The sequence below is a fragment of the Rhodococcus sp. 14-2483-1-2 genome (assembly GCF_002259405.1).
In the GTDB taxonomy this organism is placed as follows: domain Bacteria; phylum Actinomycetota; class Actinomycetes; order Mycobacteriales; family Mycobacteriaceae; genus Rhodococcoides.
In genome coordinates, this window is the sequence record NZ_NPFW01000023.1 from 401,095 (window position 1) to 415,375 (window position 14,281).

Genomic DNA, 14,281 nt, shown 5'->3' on the forward strand with positions numbered 1-14,281 from the left:
AGTGGATTTGTTGTAGCTACGGTTTGTTGTTGACCAACTGACCGGTCAGGGCGCGCATGGTTGGTCAGCCTCTGTTGCAGTATTAGGCCTTTTCAAGTATACGGGGAGGGGGTATGGTCCAACATGTCAACAATGTACCCCCGGGGGGTATGCATTCACGATTGAAGGAGCGGACATGATCACCACTAACTACCGAGTCACCGGTATGACGTGCGGGCACTGCGAAGCCTCGGTTCGCGAAGAAGTCAACGCCGTAGCAGGGGTCGGCTCAGTGGAGGCATCGGCGTCGGCGGGAACCCTGACGGTGACAAGCGCAGCCGAGCTCGACCAGAACCAGGTCATCGCCGCTGTTCGCGAGGCCGGATACACGGCCGAACCGCAACCCTCGGACCCGCGCACTGCGTAACCACCGAACTCGGTGGACGGAAGGACTCGCACGATGAACAACCACACACATGCCGGCGACGACACTGGGATGGCCGAGACTGCAGACCCGCACTCGGGCCACGACATGTCCGGGCATCGCGCGCCCCCCTCGGGACGTGGCGAGCACATGGAGCACGGCGGTCACGACGGCCACAGTGGGCATCCCGGCTACGGCGATCACGTCGGTATGTTCCGTCGCCTGTTCTGGATCATGGCGGTCCTCGCAGCCCCGGTCATTCTTGCCTCCGATATGTTCGCGATGCTCGTCGGATACTCACTGCCCGACGCGGCGTGGATTGCCTGGATTTCCCCAGTGCTGGGCACTGTGATGTTCGCGTGGGGTGGCTCGCCGTTCCTCACCGGAGCAATCAGCGAAATCCGTTCACGTGCACCAGGAATGATGATGCTCATCGCCCTCGCGATCACCGTCGCATTCCTTGCATCGATGGGAGCGAGCTTCGGCCTGCTCGATCATCAGCTCGACTTCTGGTGGGAACTGGCCCTGCTGATCGTGATCATGCTGCTCGGACACTGGATCGAAATGCGATCTCTCTCGCAGACCACATCCGCGCTGGATTCGTTGGCAGCACTGCTACCGGACACCGCAGAACGCGTCGACGGCGACGATGTGGTGCCGGTATCCCCGGACCAGCTCCAGCTCGGCGATGTCGTCGTCGTGCGCCCCGGCGGGCGAGTACCAGTCGACGGCATCATCGTCTCCGGCTCGGCGAGCATGGACGAGTCGATGATCACCGGCGAATCACGCACCGTCCGTCGCGGCGACGGCGAGCAGGTCGTCGCCGGCACTGTCGCCACCGACTCCGGTCTCCGAGTCCAGGTCACCGCAGTAGGGGAGGATACCGCCCTCGCTGGCATCGGCCGGTTGGTCGCCGACGCCCAGAACTCGACATCGCGGGCCCAACGGATCGCCGACACCGCAGCCGGATGGTTGTTCTGGTTCGCCCTCGGGGCAGCGGTCATTACCGCCGCCGTGTGGACGCTATTCGGGATGCCCGACGACGCCGTCATCCGCACCGTCACCGTGTTGGTCATCGCCTGCCCGCACGCACTCGGTCTGGCGATCCCGCTGGTGGTTTCCATCGCCACCGAACGCGCCGCCCGCGGCGGCGTCCTGGTCAAGGATCGGCTCGCGCTCGAAACCATGCGCACGGTGGACACCGTGCTCTTCGACAAGACCGGGACCCTCACCAAGGGTGAACCCACCGTCACCGCAATCGAGGTGACGAACGGGCGCACCGCCGACAATGTCCTCGCTTTGGCTGCTGCCGCAGAAGCCGACTCAGAGCACCCACTCGCACGCGCCATCATCGGTGCCGCACGATCACGGAACCTGACCGTCCCGGCGGCCACTGACTTCCAGTCGTCCCCCGCTGTCGGGGTCTCTGCGAATGTCGACGGTACCCGCGTGCAGGTCGGCGGGCCCGCGCTGCTCGAGCAGGAACACGGATCCGAACTTGCTGTCGCCGACCGGTGGCGCGGTGACGGGGCGATCATCCTGCACGTCCTCGCCGACGGTGCCGTGATCGGTGCCCTTGCGCTCGCCGACGAGATCCGGCCCGAATCACGCACCGCGATCGACGCGCTCCACGCCCGCGGAGTCGCGGTGGTGATGATCACCGGTGATGCCGATGCCGTCGCGAAGTCCGTCGCCACCGAGCTCGGTGTGGACCGCTACTTCGCCGGGGTGAAACCGGAAGACAAGTCGCACAGCGTCGCTGAACTCCAGAGTGAAGGACGCACGGTGGCGATGGTCGGCGACGGAGTCAACGACGCCCCAGCGCTCGCGCAAGCCGATGTCGGTATCGCGATCGGGGCCGGCACCGACGTCGCGATCGCATCGGCGGGAGTGATCCTCGCCAGCGACGACCCGAGGTCGGTGTTGTCGGTGATCGAACTCTCGCGCGCCTCGTACCGGAAGATGAAGCAAAACCTCTGGTGGGCAGCGGGATACAACCTGATCTCCGTTCCGCTCGCGGCGGGGGTGCTCGCACCGGTCGGGTTCGTACTGCCGATGTCGATCGGCGCGATCTTGATGTCGCTGTCGACGATCATCGTCGCCGCCAACGCGCAGCTGCTGCGGCGGCTCGATCTCGCACTCGACGCCGTCACCGGCACTCGGAGCGAAGGCAGCCGGGTTGCAGAGTCGCTGGGCGAGCCGCACTTGCGTCACTAATCCCAGTACGTACGCAGTCTTGGAAGTGTCACTGCACGATGGTGAAGGCCGCACTCGTCCGATCGGACCTGGGACATGGAGTCGTTTGCGGCCCCATGCATCGCCGAGCGCGCCCATGCCCACAAGGACTGCAGCAAGTGCCAATGTGTAGACGTCGACGACCCAGGACATCGCGCCGGTACTGCCACCGAGATCGACGGCAATGCCAGGCACCGCGATCGTCGTGATCGTGGCATAGATCAACAACAGGAAAGTTCCGATGCATGCGGCCTCGAGCGGCAGCCATCGACGTGCCGACATGGTCGACCTCCGTAGTCAGGCGATAAGTTCGCCCCAACTATGGAGGTTCAAGTGAACTTGAAGTCAAGCGCCGCTTGGACGTCTACATCGAGCTGTTTGAGCAACCATGGACACTGCATCGGTCGCTCCTGCTTGCACGTCAAGTGATGCTCTAGGACACGTTTCGCGCGCGTGGTGGCTGCGATCTGTGCCTCGAGCGTCGAGACTTGGTCTGCGAGCACTACGTTCGTCACTGCGTCATGCAGTGGCCGGCATCCAGGACGCACCAGCAATGATCCTGAACGAACGCAACGACGTCCTCGCCTGGAACGACCTGGCGACTGCGCTGATCGCAGAACTTCCCGAATGTGCCGGCTGCGCAACGTAACATGGCCTGGCACATCTTCCTCAACCCGCGAGCACCTGAGATTCACCCGGACTGGAACGATGCGGCCCGTACCACGGTCGGCATCTTGCGGATGGCCGCTGGACGCCGTCCCCGAGACACAGCACTCGAACATCTCATCGGCGAACTCACCGTAGGAAACCGGATATTCGCAAAACTGTGGGCCACCCAACACGTCCACGAGAAGACCCATGGACCAAAGAAGTTCCACAACAGCATCATTGGGGAAATCAGCCTCAGCTACGAGACCTTTCACATACCAGCGTCCGATGACCACCACATGCTAGTCATCTACACATCTGCGCCGAACAGTCCAGAACGGGACCTCCTCGACCGGCTGGCGGCGGCCACGACCGCAAGGCGGGAGACGCCAGTCGACGCGTCGACAACATCCTGACCCACCCGCCACATCCAACCGTCCACCCGCCCTCTGGATTCTCCAGCCTCCAACGTGCCCCGACCGATCGGGCGCGTTCGGTCATTGCCACAAGTCCCGCCCGGACTTTCATACCTGTAGCCAGTCATCTCGACGATCTCGTCCCGGCTCTCGCCGCACACCGACCGTCGACATCAGTGATGCGTTGACAGGTTGAGACCAAGGATCGGAGAATGGCAAGGAACATCTCCAGGTCCTATGAGGGTCGTTCGACTGCGTCATCGTCCAAGTTGAACTCGAAGCTGCTATCAGCGACTCCGCACGGTCTCGAGTCTCTGCTGCGCCGAGCCGACAAGGGCATGCGGGGCCGCGCAGACGCTAGTGGCTCCTGCGTGCCCACTTGCTACGCGGTTCGCCACGTACCGGATCGTGATGCACGATCCGGAGTGCGCGCTCGCCTCACAGTGCGGAGGTTCGGGTATCGAAGTCCTCGCGGGCGCGGGCGACATCGTCCATGTTCTCGTCGGCCCAGTTTTTCAGTTGTAGGAACACGCCGACCAATGACATTCCGAGAGCGGTCAATTCGTACTCGACCGTGAGTGGGACAGTGGGGGTGACAGTGCGGGTGAGGAGGCCGTCGCGTTCGAGGTTGCGCAGAGTTTGAGTGAGCATCTTCTGACTGACGCCGGTGATCCGACGCGCCAGCGCGGAATGCCGCGCCCGGCCGTCCATCAACGCGCACAACACCAGGGTCACCCATTTGTCGGCCAGTCGAGACAGGAGCTGTCGGCTGGTGCAGGTGACCAGAAACGAATCGTGTTCGACCGCGGACGTATCAACCGTTGCCGTGTCGTCGTGCAGTGCGTGCATCGTGGATTCCTGCCGCTGGCGAAGTAGGGCACTTTCAGGTACCTACTTCCGAATGGTTCCCTTATCGGTCAGAGTAGCGGACGTCCGGTGTCCCGCAGAGACCAACTATCAGGAGTCCCGTGACCGACAATCCCGCGGCGTGGCGCGACCTCGACAACCGATCCACCAATACAGCATTGAGACCGGTACGGGCCTGGGCCGCCGTCACAGCCCTCGCATTGGCGGTGTTCGCTGTGACCGCCACGGAGATGCTGCCCATCGGGGTCCTGCCTGCGATCTCGGACGACTTGGGGGTCGGTGTAGGTGTCGCAGGTCTGTCCGTCAGCCTGTACGGCATTGTCGCCGGCGTCCTCGCGCCTGTGGCGACCAGGTGGACGCGTGCGGTCGACCGCCGCACCGTGGTGCTGATCATCGTCGCTGTGTTCGTGCTCGGTAACGCTGCGACTGCTCTGGTGACGTCGTATGCGCAGCTTCTGGCGGTGCGGTTCGTGGTCGGGATTGCGCACGGGTTGATATGGTCGGTCGTCGCTGCGGTAGCAGTGCGTCTGGTTCCGCCGCCTCAGCGGGTGCGGGCTACTGCGGTGTCCTTTTCGGGTATCTCACTTGCTCTCGTCTTCGGTGTTCCGGCAGGAACCTGGATGGGGGAGTGGGTGGGGTGGAGAGGGGCGTTCGCGGCCCTCGCCGCTCTGACGGCGGTGGCCGGTGCCGCCGTCGTCGTGTTGTTGCCGGCCTTGCCCGCGTTGCGATCCGCCCAGGCTGCCAGCAGCGTCCGAGATGTTCTGCGGCGCAGTCGAATCAGGCTAGTTCTTCTGATCACCGCAGCGGTGGTGGTCGGAAACTACGCTGCCTATACCTATATCGCGCCCTACCTTCTCGGCGGTGTGGGTGTTTCTTCGGACGTGGTCGGCGGGTACCTGGTGGTCTATGGGATTGCCGGGGTTGCGGGGAACGCGCTAGCGGGGTTCGTGTCCGCGCGCTCGTCGATGATGCTGATGGTGGGTGTTGCCGTCCTGGCCGCCGTGCTGCTGGTTCTCTCTGCTCCGGTGGGTGCACCGAGCGTGTTGGCGTTGGTCGGTGTGTGGGGGCTGTCGTATTCGGCGCTACCGGTGCTGTTGCAGACTGCTGTGTTCGATGCTGCACCGGCCTGTCGCGAAGCGGCGACGTCGTTGTACGTGTTGGTTTTCAACGTCTCGATTGCCGGCGGCGCGTTGGCCGGTGCTGTCGGTATCGATGTGCTCGGACCGATAGCGCCGATGGCTCTCGGTGCGGGTTTCTGTGCGCTCGGGGCCGTTGCAGCTGTCGGTGCGCGCCGGTCGTGACGACAATGCCGGGACGTGATCCCGCCGCCCCGGGCGCGAGCCCTGATGGCCCGCAAGCGCGGCCCTATCCGGACTGAGAGGGAGCGTCCACTGAGGCACCTTTGCATGTGTGGAGCCGGCTGGTCCGGTAGTAGTTGTGTCGTCGACGGCGCGCCTGAATTCACCATCTGATCAGGGTGTAGTTGCGAGTATCGCTTGCATGTCGTGGGTTTCGAGGAGTTGTCGGTAGTTTGCGTCGGGCATTGCGTTGATCAGTAGCCGTCCACTGATGTCGGCTTTGATGTATTCGACGGCGAGCAGGCCTGTGACCGGATTGGTGGTCAGCACTGCTTCCGCTGGTGAGCGGTCGCCGAATTCGGCCACCACGGTGTCGACATCGTCGGCGACGGCCACAGCGAGGCGTCGACCGGACAGCCTCAGTCGTGCACTGGCCCCACATTTGGAGAGGTCGTAGACCTTCGGACCGTGGAGGGTGCGTGGACCGTAGATCGCCACATGCGTCTGCACCCCGCGCTGCGCCGCACGCTCGAGGGCAGGGCCCAGAGCGTCGAGCTCTTCATCCCAGATACCGGCGAACAGCTGCGAGTGCGCAGTATCGACGAGACGCACGAATGCGTCGAGAATCGATTCTCGTGTGTAGAGCGACCACACCAACCCCGCGCGGTCGGCAGCGGGCATGGCATCGAGCTCGTCGATCGCCGCCGCGACATCGGCCTCGAATCGCGCTGCGAGCCCGGTGAGTAAATCGTGGTGCGGAACGGCGCCGTACAGAACAGGTTCTGATCTGTTCACCACAACTGCACCTTTGGTTTCGAGGCGGGCGAGGGTCTCGTACACCTTGGAGGGCGGCATACCTGCTCGCTTACTGACTTCACTGCCGTTCATCGGAGACTGCCCCACCAAAGCGGTGTAGGCCTTGGCTTCGTATTGGGAGAATCCGAGCCGCATCAGCGCCGATTGCAGCTTCGATGTCGGTGTGTCGTTCACACGAGCAGTGTATTCCTCTTGCCCATCTCCTTACTACCCTGGTAGTACTGTTGACGTTACTACCGAAGTAGTGAAATGGAGAATGATGCATACACGTATTTCGTCGGGATCGCCGTGGGAATCATCGGTGGGCTATTCACGTGCCGTGATCGCAGGCGACACCATCTACATCTCGGGCACTGCGGGCGAGGGCCCGGATGTGTACCGGCAGACTCTCTCCGCGCTCGCCTCGGTGACCACGGTCCTCGCCGAGTCGGGGTTCGAATTGTCGGAGGTGGTGCAGAGTCGCCTCGTCGTCGCCGATTTCGAGAATTGGGAAGATGCTGCCCGTGCTCATGGCGAGGTGTACGGCGAGGTCAAGCCGGCATTTTCGTTGGTGCACGCGCTGCCGTTCGTCGACGCGGAGATACTCGTGGAAGTCGAGTGCATCGCGGTACGTCACCGTGCCGTCTGAAAGTGTTGCACGCATTGCTGATTCGGCCATAGATCGCCCACTGACCAGCGCCGAACTTGCAGTATCAGCGGTAGTAGCGGGGATCGCGATCGCCAACGGTTACGCCATCGCACCGGCGTTGGGCGAGGTGGCGGCCGATCTGGAAACATCGTTGACGGTCGTCGGGTTCGTCACCTCCGGATCGCTCGTCGGGTATCTCATCGGCGTGCTGATGCTGGTTCCGCTCGTCGATCGGATGCGGCCCGCTGTAGTGATCGCGGTGCAGTTGCTGGCACTCTCGGCGGCTCTGACGTGTGCTGCGTGGGCTCGCAGCGCTGCGGTGCTGATTGCAGTGTTCGTCCTGATCGGGGCGCTGACCTCGGTGTCGGGGCAGTCCAGTGCAGTGGTCGGCCGCTTGGCCGACCCGGTCAAGCGGGGTACCGCACTCGGCGTCGTCGCGGCCGGGATCTCGGCGGGCATCGTCTCCAGTCGGCTCGTCGGAGGAATACTTGCATCCGCGTGGGGGTGGAGGGCGATGCTGGCGATCTTCGCCGGATGTTGCCTGGTTGCAGCGTCGGCAGCTCTGGCAATCCTGCCGAGAGACGTGCCGTCGGGCGCAGGTCGTCGGCAGTCGGTAGTGCGGACCGCCCCGGCACTGTTGATGCGTCACCGATCGCTGCGGCTGGCGGCCGCGAGTGGAGCACTCTGGTTCTTCGCATTCAATCTCATCTGGGTCGGCTTGTCCCTGGCACTGTCGGCTGAGCCGTATTCATTGAACGCGAGGACTATCGGTCTGTACAGCCTGGCAGGGCTTCTCGGTTTGGCCGCGACATGGCCGGCGGGCAAGCTCACTGACCGTTGGGGAAGCCGCCGAGTCATGCTGGCTTCGTTGAGTGTCGCAGCCATTGCTGCGCTCCTTCTCACCGTGGCCCTCGGCAATCCGGTCTGGACGGCGGTGGCACTCGCTGTATTCGACGCCGGATGCTTCGGTGCCCAGGTCGCGAATCAGGCCGCGGTTGTTGCTGTCGACGACCGTCGCGCGGGCACTCTCCTCGGGGTCTACATGCTGATCTATTACAGCGTAGGTGCGTTGGGAACCGTCGTCGCCAGCATGCTGGCGACCTTCGGCGGCTGGCCTGCAACGACCATGGCCGCTGCCTCAGCTATGGCCGTAGCCACGGCGCTCACGTACCTCTCACCACGCATCCGTCCGGTATCCGCACGACCCTGATCATGAACCCGACTCGCCCCAGGGGGCACGCGCCGCGTACCGGACGACGAGGCTTGTTCACCGACGGCATAGACAGGAGAATCAGCATGACCGCATGGAACCTGGATCGACAACTACATACAGACGAGGGCACCGTGCGATGGTCCACCTTCGGGACCGGTGATCCCATTGTTCTACTTCACGGAACACCGTTCTCGTCGCTGATCTGGAAAGACATCGCTCACGGTCTGGCCCTGACCCGGCAAGTGTATGTGTGGGACATGCTCGGGTTCGGGCAATCCGACAAGAACATCGGCCAGAACGTCGGTTTGGCGAAGCAAGCCGACATCTTCGGCGACCTCCTCGACGAATGGGGTCTGGGCAGCCCGAGCGTGGTAGCCCATGATGTCGGAGGTGCTGTCGCGCTCCGATCGACTCTGTTGGGACGGAGAATGTTTCGTGACTTGACGCTGGTCAACGCGGTCAGCGTCGATGGATGGTCTTCCGGGGGATTCTTCAGCACTGTGAAAAACAATGCTGCAGCGTTCTCGGCCCTTCCCGAGTACCCACACAAGGCATTGGTGACCAGCAAGATCAGCGACGGAAGCCATGTCGGTCTCAGCGCAGGTGTCCTCGACGCGTTCGTCGACCCATGGACCGGCACTGCAGGTCAGGATGCTTTTTACCGGCAGTACGAGCAAGCCGACGAAACCGACACCGACGAGTTCCATGAATTACTGGGTGATCTCGCGACACCGACAACGATCCTGTGGGGCCGACGCGATCGATGGCTCGACGCAGACTACGCGCTGAGACTCCGTAAGCGTTTGCCTCGCAGTAATTTTCACTGGATCGACGACAGTGGACACATGGTGCAGCACGATGCCCCCGCTCGACTCCTTGCACACTTGCTCACGCCACCGGATCAGGCAGCATCGTCCCCCTCGACAGTCACGCTCCAGCAACAGTGACAAATAGGCGAGAAATCCGAAGGTCTCGCGATGGACGATCTGCCCGACGTTCGACTGGCCTGCAGCGGATTGACCTTTTCGCGGTTTCGCGCACTGTTGCCTCGTGAATGACCACTGTTGGCCGCGTCGTATTCAGCTAGCAGTCGACTTCGGTGTTGCTGCGTTCAGGGGTCGAGCGCCGAGTTGGCGATGGTTCCGTCGATTTGAGCGGTGATCGCCGCTCGGAGGTCGAAAGCTGCGGAATGCTGCGGCCATCGCGGCAGCATGCCGGCGACGGTGGGTGCAGACTCTGCGATGGCGGCAGGGTCGATCTTTTCGAACCACGAGCGTTCGTCGTCGGGGCGTGTGGCGAGCTCGGCCTGCCACATCAGTTCGGAGGTGGCGAGGTACCACGTCGACCGCCAGAGCGACAGTGCTCGTAGCTCGGTCATGCCGGTTTCGAGCGCCGCTGCAAGAAAGCGATCGGCCAGCGCGAGAGCCGGTGTGCCGACGGTTGTTCCGGTCCGGAGGATGGGCACGATCCACGAGATGCATGAGAGTTGCCGGTGCATGTCCATGACGATCTCGACCATGCGTTCTCGCGGCGACCCCGTGGGTGTGGCCCATTCGATCTCGGTCGCGATGTCGGTGAGCACCAATGACAGGAGTTCGGATTTATTGGCCACGTGGTAGTAGAGCGTCATCGGCTTCGATCCGAGTTCGACGGCGAGGCGACGCATCCTCAGCCCTGCGACACCGTCGCGTTCGAGCATCCTGCGCGCGGCGGAGACGATGGCTGCCCGGTCGACGGTGCTGTTCGCGGGCATCGGTTCACCTACTTGTCGTAGCTCTTGCAGTTCAGGGGTGAGCCTACTACCGTCTCGTACGCGTACGAACAGTCGTACGCGTACGACATTGGAAAGGCGCGATCATGACCGATCCCGAGGTGGCTGCGGGCGAGCTCGCGAACGGCATTGGCCGGTCGGCGGCGTGCTCATCGAGTCGGGGTCGAGTCAGACGGTACTCCTGCGCATATCCGAGAGTGCGGACGAGTCGGGGGTCATTCCTGCACCCGCTCGATGAGCCACTGCCGCCGTACACACCTTGACGCGTTGTAGCGGCCTTAGCTAGATCGACTCTTCCGGTCCTCTGCGTGCTACTCGTTCTCGGATTGTTTGGTTCCGCTGCGTGCGCCTCTGACGGGTCGATACCGAATGTCGGGGTGGCACCTTGTTCAGTGCCAGGGTTGAACAACAGCCGCTAGAGCAGGTCCATGAGTGCCATACGTTCGGCAGGATCGAGTGGTCTGAGCAGATCGCACTTGCGCGGCTTTAATGTCCTCGTCGAGTTGGGGCAGCTTGTCCCGGCCGTTCGGCGTCACCGTGATCACGTTGCGGCGCTTGTCCGGTGTGTCGGGTTCGTGGTGCGCGAGCCCTTCTTCGGTAATCCGGTCCAGGAGTTCGACGAGGTCACCGCGATCGATCGCGAACCGACGGGCGAGTCCGGCCTGGCTCGCGGGGCCACTTTCCTCGAGGGAGGCGAGAACGGCGTGGTTGCTGCGACGTCCACTGTGTTCGAGGTGCGACGCTACAACTCGGTTAGCGTGCATCGCAACATGGTTGAGCACCCAGCTCGGCAACCTTCGCACCCGCTCCGCCGGCTCACTGGTGGCCATGGCGCGGTCCGTGCTGCGTTCGCCATCGATGGTGTCGAGTGGCGTGCTGAAGGGTCGTCGCGGCGACTCGGGTCGTCCTCAATCCTCATGATCTGACGCCGAGTGCTGTCATGACGGTTCCGAACTTGGTGATCGTTTCGCGGAGTTCCGCATCGGGATCGGACTCTGCGACGATGCCGCCTCCTGCGTAGGCCGTGATCGTGCGACGGCTCTGCCCGATCTCTATACACCGGATCGAGACCATCCACTCGCCGTCGCCGTCGGCTGTGCACCAGCCGACGGCACCGGCGTAGAAGCCTCGCTCACCTTCGAGTTCGTCGATGATCTCGTACGCGAGGTCGGTCGGTGTACCGCAGACCGCAGGTGTCGGATGCAGGGCCAGCACCAGATCCAGAGCCGTTGTGTCGAGGCTTCGCAGAGTGCCTCGAACAGGTGTGCCGAGGTGCCAGAGTTGTGGAGTGGTCGTCAGTGTCGGGCCAGAGGGAACGTCGAGTTCTGTGCACAGTGGAGCGAGAGTATCGCGGATGGCGTCGACGACGAATGCGTGTTCGCGCAGGTCCTTCGCGGACTCGGCCAATTCCCGTCCGCGCCGCCGGTCCTGGTCGGGATCGGCGTAGCGCGGGGCAGACCCAGCAAGGGGATGACAGGAGATGGTGCGTCCCTCGCGCAGGATCAGCACCTCCGGGCTCGAACCTACGAGAGCCCTCCCGGCATAGGATCCGCCGGCAGCCGACAGGTCGACATGAAATCCGTTGCCCGATGGGTTTCCAGCAACCAGAGCGGCAAGGATGGACACTGGATCGACGCTGCCGCGGGCGACCAGTTCGAGTGTTCTCGCGAGCACCACCTTCTGCAAAGCCGAATTGCCATCGCGGAGCACGTTCACTGCTGCCCGCACTCGGTCTACATGCGCACCCGCATCGGATACGGACACATCGAAGTGGGGAAGAGCATTCGCACCCTGGTTCGGCGACCAGATTGCGGGTGACGACGACCAGTCGCTCGCCCCGTAGAGAGCGCATGCCTCGCCCCGAGCGAAGGGCAGGGCACCGGCCACGATTCCCACGTCGTTCGAACGAAGCGCACTGGACGCTGCCGTGACATCACGGTACTGCGCGAGCGATTGCGAGATCGACACCGTTCCGTGAGGACGCGAGAGCACGAAACGTCCGGGACCCGAACGTATCCGATCCACATCGCTGGTAGTTATGCGCGCACGAGCGTTCATGACGTCTTCGTCTTCGGGTCCTCGGCCACACCGGAGCGCTCGATCACGACAGTTGGGCCAGGAGAGTCCGCTTGTCGATCTTGCCGACCGCAGTTACGGGAAGTGCAGCGACAATTCGGATTTCGTCGGGTTGTTTGAAGGTGGCCAATCCTCGGTCGGAGAGGAACCGTCGCACCGCAGGGAGGTCGAGTTCGTGTCCGTCGACGACCATTGCCGCGCAGATGCGTTCGCCCAGATCGGGGTCGGGTAACCCGAGGACGGCAACCTGTCTCACTCCGGGATGCGCAAGCAGGTTCTCTTCCACGTCGTCGGCTGCGACGTTTTCACCACCTCGCACGATGGTGTCCTTGATGCGGCCGGTCACCACGAGGTGCCCGGATGACATACGCCGCACAAGGTCGCCGCTTCGAAAGAAGCCATCGGTGGTGAACGATCGGGCGTTGTGTTCCTCTGCGCGGTAGTAGCCGCGAATCGTGTAGGGACCCCGGACCAACAGTTCGCCCTCCACCCCATCGGGTACGTCCGAACCTCGTTCGTCGACAATGCGCACGACGTCGTACTCGCTCATCGGCCGGCCCTGTGTCCGAGTGACAGTCGTCGCGTCGTCTTCGGCTCGGGTGTAGCACACCAATCCTTCGGCCATTCCGAACACCTGCTGAACCGCACCACCGAACGCAGCATTCGCGGCGACGGCATCGGGCTCGGCAAGTTTGGCACCGCCTACCTGCATCAACCGCAGCGGCGACACGTCAGCGGATTCCCAGTCGGTAGCGGCGGTCCATACCTGTGCCAGCGCGGGAACCAACGCCACAACGGTGACTCCGTATCGGGCGATCAGCTCGAAAGCGTATTCGGGAGAGGCGTTCTGGGTAAAAATCGCGTGCCCGCCCACAGACAGTATGCCGAGGAACCCGGGGCAGGCCAGCGGAAAGTTGTGCGCAGCAGGCAACACGACGAGGTAGGTGTCTTGATCATCGAGTGCCGCTGCGGCGCAGCTTCTTTCGATGTTGTACCGATAGTCGTTGTGGGTGCGCGGGATGAGTTTCGGGAGGCCGGTCGTCCCGCCCGACACCAGGAACAGTGCCGGGGTGTCGGATCGAGAGCGCATATCGGTCGGAAAGCTCGGATCTCCGTCCGGCACCCTGATGAACACGCCGGGATCGCCTTCGACGAGCACGATATCGACGGACGGAACGCGTTCGACGAGCTCCGCGGCGAGCACGCGGTAGTCGAAACCAGCGGCGACATCGTGGCAGATATAAGCACGGGCGCCCGACACCGAAGCCAGATGGGAGATTTCGTTTATTCGATGTGCAGGAAGCGCCAACACCGGTACAACTCCCGCGCGCAATGATCCGAGGAGTGTCACGGCGAACGCGACCGAGTTCTGATACTGGACGACCACTCGGTCGCCCGGGCGCAGCCCAACATCGCGTAAGCCGGCCGCTCGCCGTCGCGTGGCGTTGTCGAGCTGCTCGTAGGTGAGAGTCGTGACGTCATCGGTAACCGCGGGCGAGTGCGGTGCCTGCGCGAGGCTCGACGAGACGATAGTCCACAGTGGCGCGTCGGAGAAGATTCCGAGTTCGCGGTACTTCAGCTCGTCTTCGGCGCGGTGCGGGTCGAACCCGTCGAGCAGATCCACTGTCGCCTCTCTCACGTTTCGCATGCCCGCTATGTTAGCTTAGGGTTACCTCATTCATTTGTCGGGTTTTTGTGCGCGGTGCCACGTTCCATTTCAGGTCGATGTTCGATCGGAAATCAGAGCCGCACCCGAGAGGAACGTGCAGCTGTGTCCGTAGTGCTTTCGCCCATATCGGTCGGTTCCGGCGAGATTCTCGATTCTGTTCGTCGTACCGGATTGCAGGTTCCGTGACGACTTCGTGGTCGACGGCGGCCAATGTCGGAAACACGCGATCGAGGTCGGGGAG

The 14,281-nt window shown here is 63.1% G+C and carries 14 protein-coding genes; 8 read left to right on the top strand and 6 right to left on the bottom strand.

From position 1 onward, the window contains the following. Window positions 1-175: 175 nt before the first annotated feature. The 4 genes from CH295_RS27115 to CH295_RS27135 all read left to right on the top strand — a co-directional run bounded on the left by CH295_RS27115 (window position 176) and on the right by CH295_RS27135 (window position 3,702). On the top strand, window positions 176-406 hold the full coding sequence (locus tag CH295_RS27115; protein WP_094742520.1) for a heavy-metal-associated domain-containing protein: 231 nt from the start codon (window positions 176-178) through the stop codon (window positions 404-406). 33 nt (window positions 407-439) lie between these two features. Then, complete coding sequence (locus CH295_RS27120; RefSeq protein ID WP_094742521.1) at window positions 440-2,620, top strand: heavy metal translocating P-type ATPase; 2,181 nt, start codon at window positions 440-442, stop codon at window positions 2,618-2,620. Between the two features lie 406 nt (window positions 2,621-3,026). Further along, window positions 3,027-3,287 carry an MmyB family transcriptional regulator gene (locus tag CH295_RS28470; protein ID WP_288143203.1) on the top strand — a complete coding sequence of 87 codons (261 nt, stop codon included), beginning with the start codon at window positions 3,027-3,029 and terminating at the stop codon, window positions 3,285-3,287. A 1-nt stretch (window position 3,288) separates the two neighbouring features. After that, the gene (locus CH295_RS27135) at window positions 3,289-3,702 is read left to right on the top strand and encodes an MmyB family transcriptional regulator (RefSeq protein WP_094742522.1); all 414 of its coding nucleotides are present in this window, start codon (window positions 3,289-3,291) and stop codon (window positions 3,700-3,702) included. A 438-nt stretch (window positions 3,703-4,140) separates the two neighbouring features. On the opposite strand, the gene CH295_RS27140 is transcribed toward CH295_RS27135, so the two are convergent. Further along, entirely contained in the window at window positions 4,141-4,551 is a 411-nt protein-coding gene (locus CH295_RS27140; protein ID WP_094742523.1) for a winged helix-turn-helix transcriptional regulator, read from the bottom strand. 119 nt (window positions 4,552-4,670) lie between these two features. Between CH295_RS27140 and CH295_RS27145 the strand changes: the two genes are divergently transcribed. Continuing rightward, window positions 4,671-5,870, top strand: a complete 1,200-nt coding sequence (locus CH295_RS27145) for an MFS transporter (RefSeq protein WP_094742524.1) — start codon at window positions 4,671-4,673, stop codon at window positions 5,868-5,870. 171 nt (window positions 5,871-6,041) lie between these two features. On the opposite strand, the gene CH295_RS27150 is transcribed toward CH295_RS27145, so the two are convergent. Then, window positions 6,042-6,857, bottom strand: coding sequence for a TrmB family transcriptional regulator (locus CH295_RS27150; RefSeq protein WP_212556226.1), 816 nt, complete (start codon window positions 6,855-6,857; stop codon window positions 6,042-6,044). Between the two features lie 85 nt (window positions 6,858-6,942). On the opposite strand from CH295_RS27150, the gene CH295_RS27155 reads away from it, so the two are divergent. The 3 genes from CH295_RS27155 to CH295_RS27165 all read left to right on the top strand — a co-directional run bounded on the left by CH295_RS27155 (window position 6,943) and on the right by CH295_RS27165 (window position 9,471). Beyond that, on the top strand, window positions 6,943-7,311 hold the full coding sequence (locus CH295_RS27155) for a Rid family hydrolase (protein ID WP_094742584.1): 369 nt from the start codon (window positions 6,943-6,945) through the stop codon (window positions 7,309-7,311). Beyond that, window positions 7,301-8,521, top strand: coding sequence for an MFS transporter (locus tag CH295_RS27160; RefSeq protein WP_170946115.1), 1,221 nt, complete (start codon window positions 7,301-7,303; stop codon window positions 8,519-8,521). The genes CH295_RS27155 and CH295_RS27160 overlap by 11 nt, the downstream gene beginning before the upstream one ends. An 86-nt stretch (window positions 8,522-8,607) precedes the next feature. Next, entirely contained in the window at window positions 8,608-9,471 is an 864-nt protein-coding gene (locus CH295_RS27165) for an alpha/beta fold hydrolase (RefSeq protein ID WP_094742527.1), read from the top strand. A 164-nt stretch (window positions 9,472-9,635) separates the two neighbouring features. Here CH295_RS27165 and CH295_RS27170 read toward each other — a convergent pair whose 3' ends face one another. The 4 genes from CH295_RS27170 to CH295_RS27185 all read right to left on the bottom strand — a co-directional run bounded on the left by CH295_RS27170 (window position 9,636) and on the right by CH295_RS27185 (window position 14,019). Then, on the bottom strand, window positions 9,636-10,277 hold the full coding sequence (locus CH295_RS27170; protein ID WP_094742528.1) for a TetR/AcrR family transcriptional regulator: 642 nt from the start codon (window positions 10,275-10,277) through the stop codon (window positions 9,636-9,638). A gap of 407 nt (window positions 10,278-10,684) precedes the next feature. Next, window positions 10,685-11,059 carry a MarR family winged helix-turn-helix transcriptional regulator gene (locus CH295_RS27175; RefSeq protein ID WP_212556227.1) on the bottom strand — a complete coding sequence of 125 codons (375 nt, stop codon included), beginning with the start codon at window positions 11,057-11,059 and terminating at the stop codon, window positions 10,685-10,687. A 151-nt stretch (window positions 11,060-11,210) separates the two neighbouring features. After that, window positions 11,211-12,287 carry an isochorismate synthase gene (locus tag CH295_RS27180; RefSeq protein ID WP_252342224.1) on the bottom strand — a complete coding sequence of 359 codons (1,077 nt, stop codon included), beginning with the start codon at window positions 12,285-12,287 and terminating at the stop codon, window positions 11,211-11,213. Window positions 12,288-12,396: 109 nt separating this feature from the next. After that, on the bottom strand, window positions 12,397-14,019 hold the full coding sequence (locus tag CH295_RS27185) for a (2,3-dihydroxybenzoyl)adenylate synthase (protein ID WP_094742530.1): 1,623 nt from the start codon (window positions 14,017-14,019) through the stop codon (window positions 12,397-12,399). Window positions 14,020-14,281: the final 262 nt, after the last annotated feature.